The sequence below is a fragment of the Brucella sp. TWI559 genome, from assembly GCF_039674265.1.
In the GTDB taxonomy this organism is placed as follows: Bacteria; Pseudomonadota; Alphaproteobacteria; order Rhizobiales; family Rhizobiaceae; genus Brucella; species Brucella chromiisoli.
Genome location: NZ_JBDJNE010000010.1, coordinates 105,306 through 112,856 on the forward strand (window position 1 = coordinate 105,306; position 7,551 = coordinate 112,856).

Genomic DNA, 7,551 nt, shown 5'->3' on the forward strand with positions numbered 1-7,551 from the left:
ACGCAGGCCCATATCAAGAAACACAAAGGCCCCGCTTCATAACGAAGCGGGGCCTTTGCTTTGTATGGGCAGGTGCATTACTTCAACGGCGAATTCGCCATCGGAAAGGCAATCGTCGAGCGCATGTCAGTCGTCAGCCAATCCGGCCCACCCTTCGGCGGCCATACGCCCTGCGCAACAGAATCCGCGCGGATTTGACCGCGGTCGTTAACCGAAGCAAATGGCCAGATATGCGTCATGCGCGGCTTACCGTCGATGCCGTACATGCAAACCGTAAGCTTCGAAAGCGCGGTACGTGCGGGAGCTGCCGCCTCCCATGCCCGGATTGTCGGCTCAAGCCCGCCGGTTTTCAAAACATAGGTGCGGAACTCATAGGCTGGGCCGAAGCTTCCGATCTGCACCGGCGGCAGAAACGGAAACGGTGCGTAGCCCTCAAGCTCAAGCCCGGTCAACCACTCCGCAGCACCAAAAGGGTTTGCTGCCCGCAACGTGCGCTCCCGCTCGGCATCGAAATCGACAACAGTGTCGAAGCCGCGAAAAACGAACACGCGGTTCAGCGCGCCGATATCTGCGTTGAAAATGCCGAGCAGGCGTCCCTTGCCTTCGCTGGCAAAGGCCTCAATAGCCGGCGACACCTTGGCTGCCGCGCCCATGCTGGTGGAAAGCGTTGCGATTTCATATCGTTGCATGATCATTCCTTTCGTGCGTCATCGTGTCAGCGACATCGGTCGCCGTGTCGGTAAGCTTGCCAGCGGCGTGCTTGGCCACACGCCAGCCAAAGACGATGGCCGGGCCAAGCGTTGTGCCGGGGCCGGGATAGGTGCCGCGAAAAATCGAGGCGAGATCGTTGCCACAGGCGTAAAGTCCGGGAATGGCCGTCCCAGCCTCATCAAGAACACGGCCATAGACATCACCTGACAGCCCGGCGCTGGAGGCGAGGTCGGCGGGACGCACGGCCATGGCATAGAACGGACCCTGCCCGATGGGACCAAGACACGGATTTGGTCCGGCCTGCGCATCGCCATTGAATCGGTTGACGACGCTCGACCCGCGTCCGAACGCCTCATCGACGCCGGTTGCCGCCGCACGGTTGTAGGACGCGACCGTTTCCGCGAGGCCAGCCGGATCGCACCCGATGCGTGCTGCAAGATCCGCAAGCGTTCGAGCCTGGATGACGTAGCCTGCCGCGATCATGGATTTCAAGTTGGATGCACCGGGCAGGACCATGCCGATGCCATAGCGGCGCATGAAGGCGGCGTCGCAGACAAGATGCGCCGGAATGGCGCCGTTGGCGATCTGCCCCATCGCAAAATCATGATAGGAGTTGGCCTCGTTGACGAACCGCTTGCCATGCGCATCGACAGCGAGAAGACCGGGCTTGGCGCGGTCAAGAATGATATGCGGCCAGACGGCCAGCGTGCCGTCGGCCCGCCGGTAGGACGAGCAGGGCATCCACAGTGCCGGACTGTCTCCGCCATCCTCGAACCGCGCGCCGATTGCCATCGCAGCATCGGCGCCGTCGCCAGTATTGGTCGCAGGACCGAGCGCATAATCGCGGGTGCCTGCGGGAAACAGGCGCTCGCGCAGTTTGCGGTTCCAGCAAAGGCCACCGGTAGCCAGCACCACACCCTTGCGGGCGCGGATATGGCGCAGACCGCCGGGTCCGTTAAGCACCGCGCCGACCACCCGCCCCTCTTCCACGATCAGGTCGCGCAGTCCCGTATCAAAAAGCATGGGAACGCCAGCCTTGCGCAGACTGAACAACAAACGCGCCACCAAAGCATTGCCCATCAGCAACCGGGTGCCGCGCCGATAGCGCAAACGGTCCAGCAGATAGCGACCGACAATACCGGTCGCACCGCGGAAATTTGCCACCGATCCAAAAGGGGCCAGCAAAGCGCCTAGCTCATTGCGCCCGACCATCATACCGCCAAGCCCCAGAAACTCGCGGCGCGGCGGGCGCACCCGGTCAAAGTCAGCTTTGTCGAGCCGGCGCCCGTCAAACGCGACGGGCGCAAGCGCGCGGCCACCATAAGCAGCACCCGGCCCATCGAGATAATCCGGATGTGCTATCGCTGCGACGAACTTCACATCCGTTCGGCTGTCCAATTCGGCAATGGCATCAGGGCCCGATGTGAGGAAGGCTTCGCGCAAGGCATTTCCGCCTCGGTTGGCAACGATTGCCTCAAGAAAGGCGCGAGCCTCCTCCACCCGGTCCGGCACACCGGCCTGAACGGACAGATGTGTTCCCGGCACCCAGGTCGTGCCGCCGGATGTGGCGGTCGTACCGCCCACCGCGTCTGTCTTTTCGGCGAGAACCACATGAAGCCCTTCCAGCGCCGCAACGAGCGCTGCGGTCATACCGCCCGCGCCCGCGCCACAGACCAGAAGGTCCACTTCCTCGAAAGCCTGCGACCGGTCTTCCGACCCGCGTTCAGACGGCATTTTGCTCTCCTCCAACACTGTGTCTGTGCAAAACGGCCTCTCCTTCCGCCAAAGTCTCGGCGGCCAGAAAGCCGAAGGTCATGGCTGGCCCAAGCGTGATGCCACCGCTCGGATAATGCCCCCCCATGATGCTGTTCATGTCGTTGCCAGCAGCAAAAAGACCGGGCACGGGAACGCCGGCGCCATCCAGCACGCGGCCCCGGCTGTCGGTTTCTATGCCGGCAAAGGTGCCAAGACTGCCGGGCACCACTTTCACCGCATAAAACGGCCCGTTTTCTATCGGGGCGAGACAGGGGTTGGGCCGATGGTCCGGATCGCCCTGCACCCGCTGGTAGGGCGTCGTGCCACGGTGAAAGTCTGGATCTTCGCCGCGCGCGGCGTGCAGGTTGAAAGCCGAAACGGTTTCTACCAGCCCCGTGGCATCGATGCCGCATCGTGCCGCAAGCGCGGCAATCGACGGGGCTTCGATCAGGTAGCCGTTGCGGATAAAGGCACCGAAGGGAACCGGCGCGGGCTTGACCGCACCCAGCCCGTAACGGCGCAGAAAGCGTCTGTCGCAGATCAGCCACGAAACCGCAGGCATGCCCGGCGGCGTGGCGGCGATCATCTCGCGAACATAGTCATGATAGGGACCGCCCTCATCAACAAAGCGCTTTCCGGCGGCGTTCACGGCAATGATTCCGGGCTTACCGCGCTCTACCAAATGCGGAAAATGTCCCGGGGCCTTCACGCCTGCGCGCGGCACCAGCGAAACCGGCGCATAAGCCGCCGCATGGCTCATGCCCGTGTTGATATGACCGCCCACACTTTCAGCAAGACGCAGACCGTCGCCACTGTTGCTCTCCGGCGCAGCAGAATGATGCGGCGTTCCAGCCTGCACATGCGGGAGCAGATCATGCAACCGGCCCGGATCGTGCGGAAAACCGCCAGTCGCCAGCACCACGCCACGGCGAGCCGAAACGATGACGTCTCCATGCGGCCCAGCGAGAATGGCACCGCTCACGCGGTCGCCGGTGCGGCAGAGTTCGTGGGCCGAAAGCTCCGCCCAGAGCCGGACCCCACGGTCGGCAGCCGAATGCAGAAGCCGCGCGACCAGCGCATTGCCGTTGACCAATTGCATGGCGCGGCGGTGGACGGCGAGATCGCGCAGATGGCGCAGCACCCGATGCGTCACATAGGCAAAGGCACGGGGCGAGCGAAGCGCTGTCAGAAACATCCGCATGTCGACGCCAGAGGCGATGCCCATGCCCATAAATGTCGTCTCGGGGATAGGCGAACGCAATCTCGAAATCAGCGCGCCCAGCCTGCGTCCGTCGTAGGGTGCCGCAACGACCGAGCGCCAACCTGTTGCCGCTGCGGGAACATTTCCGTGGAAATCCGGCACGTTGACACCGGGGTTGAAATGGACCGCTGTATTGTTCTCAAAAAATGTCAGCATCCGCGGTGCGGCCTCAAGATAGGCCCCGATCATGTCCTCATTGTAGCGATTGCCGAGGATAGCGCGGAGATAGGTTTTCGGCCGCTCCGGATCTTCCCCCTTGCCTGCGGAAACTGCATGCGGGGCATTCGGCACCCAAAGCCAGCCACCGGAAAAGGCGCTGGTGCCGCCGAACACATCGGCCTTTTCCGCCACAATCACATCAAGGCCAAAATGAGCGGCGGCCACAGCGGTGGCCAGACCACCTGCGCCTGAACCGATAACCAGCACATCGCAGTCCACCCGCCCCATCGCCGCGCTGGGTGTGTCAGCCATCGCCACTATCATTCTTGCCTCCTCCAGGGCGCAGAAAGTCGGCCGCGCCCAACGGGCGTCGGTACTACCGCTTTGATTTTGTGGAAAAGGCGCCCGCTCTTGTCACGAGCGCAGTTCCGTCTTTGTTGATTTATTTATACATAAAATGGAATATCATTCAATTTAATAATTACATTCCATCAAATTCGGATAACAACGCACGTGCCGATGCGAGAGCTTGTTCAGCTCTTTGCTTCGGCGCAAGGCGCTTCATAAGCTCGGTCGAGGCAATCTCAATGCTGACAGGAACATCATCAGGCAAAGCCGCAATAAAGGTCTTAAGATCGATCCCTCCCTGACCCGGAAACAACCGCCCGCCCCGAGCGATCGCAATCAGCCCCGCATCGCTGGCATCATAGTCGCGTGGTGCATCACAAAGCTGGAAGTAATGAATGCGATTGCGCGGAATACGGGTGAGTTCCTCACTCTTGCCGCCAGTCCGATCCCAATGCAGCGCGTCGGCCAGCACCCCGCCGTTCGGCTGTCCTGCCGCCTCCACAATAGCGATGGCTTCAGCAGCATTGCGCACGCCCGTCCAGGGCATGAATTCCAGATCGGCGGTGAGACCATAGCTGGCTGCGTGTTCGGCAAATGCTGCGAAAGTCTCTGTCAGACGTGCATGATCGGTATCGTCGCCGGCAACCAGAATATTGGCTGCGCCAAGTGCCGCCGCGCATTCCAGAAAACGCGTGAAATCCGCGGCTCTCGTTTCGGGCTTCAGCCGCACGATCTCGACATCGCCAACCCGAAGGCCCGTTTCAGCGAGGGCGGCGCGGGCTTCATCGAGAACAGCCTTGTCCGTGAGAATTGGATAGGGCGCCTCGCCGGTAGCCGCAGCTGGCAGCAACCGCAGACCGACACTGGAATAGCCCGTTTCGGCCGCCACACGAATGGCCCGTGCTGGTGTGAGATCGGCAACGGTAAGGAAAGCGAGTGCAAAATGTCTTGTCATAACCCGCCTCACTTCGCGCACATATAATCAACCATCAAGTCGCGCACTTCCACGAACATGTCGTAGCCCGTGATGGCACGGCAGCCAAGGGCGCGCGCACGCGCAACGAACGGCGAAACCATAGGTTGGGTAATGACGTCACCGATGAACATATTCGCACGTAGACGGTCGCCGTCAAACGGGAGCGGATCGCTATCCTTCATACCGGCGGGCGTTGCATTTACGATGACATCAAAGCCGGTGGGGTCCCCACTTCCTGCAAAAACCTTTGCCTTGCCAAGCGAAGCCAAACGCGCGATCAGGCTGTTACGCCGCGTGTCGTCCATGTCATGAATGGCCAGCTCGCTGACGCCCGCCAACACAAGCGCATGAGCAATGGCGCTGCCAGCGCCCCCCGCGCCTGCAAGAATGGCCCTCTTGCCTTCCAGAACACAGCCTGCCTTGCGCAGGGCGGCAACATGGGCCACTCCGTCGAACATGTCGCCCTCCCAACCGCTTGGCGTGCGGCGGATCGTGTTGACCGCACCGAGAAATGCCGCGCGCTCCGACAGCCGATCAACCATCGCCGTCGCAGCAATCTTGTGCGGCACGGTGATGATCACGCCATCAAGATTCTGCAACAGCCGCAGCCCCTTCCAGAACAGCACAAGATCCTGTGGCGCAACATGGCCGGGAATGCAAAGGGCGTTTAGTCCGCGCGCTTGCAACATCTCGCTGACCCCGGCTGGGGATTTAACCCGTGCGATCGGATCGCCGATCACGAAATGCAGGCGTGATGCCCCGTCGAGTTCCAAATTCATCTTCCCTCCCAGAAAATTGAATGAAATTTCATAATTGAATAAACGACCGGTTTTGATTGGTCTAGCAAAAAATGAAATCTCATTCCACTTTTTGCAAAGTTCGCACAACACATGAGACAGCCACTGTCCTTCGATGGGCTTGTTCCGCTCGTCGTTACGCCTAACCTTGGGCCAGCGCCATCAACGCGGACAGGAAATCGCGGGCAGTGTCCGCTTCGCGCAAACGGGCACGACTGTGCATGAAGCTGCCTGATGTCAGACAGCGGAATCCATCGAAAGCCCAACGAACCGGCGAAACAGCAGATTGTTGTTTATCTGCTCCATCAGCATCCGTTCCGAGCAGATCGAGAAAAAGGCCTGAAACAGCGTTACGCGAAGCTACATCTCGGCTCGGATTGAAGGCTGCCCGCAGCGCAGCTACCTGCTACTCCTAAATAAATGCCAAGAGTGAATCACAATCTCAGCATGATCGCGAGGGATTTTGCAGTAGTCTATTAGAGCACATTTGGATCAGATCGACGGCATAAAACAAATCGCTCCCGGCTTTGCACCGGGAGCGATAATTTGATTGCGACTATGGGTTTTCTACCACTTCACCTTAAAGCCGACATTGCCTTTGAGGGCGTAGCTGTCGGAGAAATGGTTGAGTGACGTGTTGATGGAACCTTCGCCATAGAGGGCATATTTATTGTCGGCCCAGGCATAGGTGCCACCTGCGCCAATCCCACCCCATGTATCATCGCTGTCAGTGGCCATATGGGTTCCCGCATAATTCATACGGGCGTCACCCATGAGCTCCTGATAAAGATTGGCAATGCCATAGAGTGATGTATTGATCATCCGCCCATCATGGCCCTTCCAGCTATTGGCATAGTTGGCAGCAAGACCAAGCCGGGCTGTCAGGCTATCACCGTCTCTATTGGAGATGCGCGCGCCATAGCTATCGGTAAAGGTGTCAAAATCCACCGATGACCACATGAGCTGCGCCTGCGGTGTCAGCGACCAGTTCTGGTTGATGGCAAAACGCTGACCCGCTTCAAGGCTCAGAGCGTAACCGAAGCCCTTATTGCCGTTGCTGAGAGCCTTGTTGACTGCATCGACATGAAGATCGCTGTCATACCAGTTGGCCTGTGCCTGTGCGTCAAGATAGAAGCCGGATGTGCCATACCATGTGGTCGTGGCACCAAGCCCCCATCCTTGCGTGCTGATGCTGCCCGAACCGTCACCGGTCCGGTTGTGGATATTCGAGCGCGCATTGCCGTATTGCCCGGTAATGCCAGCAAACAGTGTGCCATTCTCATCCTCATAGAACTGACCATCCACACCGGCCTGCATGATGAAAGAGTTGATATCCTGATGCAGATCACCTGCCGTGGAGGCACTTTCATGACGGTTATGCGCGCCTTCAATGCGGCCCCAGATCGCCTTGCTGTCGGTTTCACCCACATTGGCACCGGAATTGACCTGATTGGAGCTGCCCAGATAACGCTCACCCACACGCTGTTGCAGTGTCGGCAGCTTGTTCAGAGCCTGCAGCGTCGAGCCATAGGATTCATAGATCG

At 59.8% G+C, this 7,551-nt stretch carries 6 protein-coding genes and 1 pseudogene; all 7 read right to left on the reverse strand.

Annotated elements, in window-relative coordinates; all coding sequences use genetic code 11:
* Positions 1-77: 77 nt before the first annotated feature.
* Positions 78-689, reverse strand: coding sequence for an NIPSNAP family protein (locus ABE530_RS13785; protein WP_499694871.1), 612 nt, complete (start codon positions 687-689; stop codon positions 78-80).
* Positions 676-2,445: an FAD-binding protein gene (locus ABE530_RS13790; protein ID WP_499694872.1), complete on the reverse strand. Its 1,770-nt coding sequence runs from the start codon at positions 2,443-2,445 to the stop codon at positions 676-678. Before ABE530_RS13790 ends, ABE530_RS13785 begins: the two co-directional genes overlap by 14 nt.
* Positions 2,435-4,210, reverse strand: a complete 1,776-nt coding sequence (locus tag ABE530_RS13795) for an FAD-dependent oxidoreductase (RefSeq protein WP_499694873.1) — start codon at positions 4,208-4,210, stop codon at positions 2,435-2,437. Before ABE530_RS13795 ends, ABE530_RS13790 begins: the two co-directional genes overlap by 11 nt.
* Positions 4,211-4,367: 157 nt before the next feature.
* On the reverse strand, positions 4,368-5,189 hold the full coding sequence (locus ABE530_RS13800) for a sugar phosphate isomerase/epimerase family protein (protein WP_499694874.1): 822 nt from the start codon (positions 5,187-5,189) through the stop codon (positions 4,368-4,370).
* Positions 5,190-5,197: 8 nt separating this feature from the next.
* A complete protein-coding gene (locus tag ABE530_RS13805; RefSeq protein ID WP_499694875.1) occupies positions 5,198-5,989 on the reverse strand; it encodes a shikimate dehydrogenase family protein in 792 nt (263 codons plus the stop codon).
* A gap of 258 nt (positions 5,990-6,247) precedes the next feature.
* A pseudogene (locus ABE530_RS13810) lies at positions 6,248-6,397 on the reverse strand (transposase); the annotation flags it as partial.
* Between the two features lie 177 nt (positions 6,398-6,574).
* Positions 6,575-7,551 (reverse strand): autotransporter family protein (locus tag ABE530_RS13815; RefSeq protein ID WP_499694876.1); only part of this gene is annotated, 977 nt, incomplete at its 5' end.

Excerpts from the sequence above, each read along its gene's own strand:
- ABE530_RS13785 (WP_499694871.1), bottom strand. The coding sequence starts at position 689 with ATGCAACGATATGAAATCGCAACGCTTTCCACCAGCATGGGCGCGGCA.
- ABE530_RS13795 (WP_499694873.1), bottom strand. The coding sequence starts at position 4,210 with ATGATAGTGGCGATGGCTGACACACCCAGCGCGGCGATGGGGCGGGTG.
- ABE530_RS13805 (WP_499694875.1), bottom strand. The coding sequence starts at position 5,989 with ATGAATTTGGAACTCGACGGGGCATCACGCCTGCATTTCGTGATCGGC.
- ABE530_RS13790 (WP_499694872.1), bottom strand. The coding sequence starts at position 2,445 with ATGCCGTCTGAACGCGGGTCGGAAGACCGGTCGCAGGCTTTCGAGGAA.
- ABE530_RS13800 (WP_499694874.1), bottom strand. The coding sequence starts at position 5,189 with ATGACAAGACATTTTGCACTCGCTTTCCTTACCGTTGCCGATCTCACA.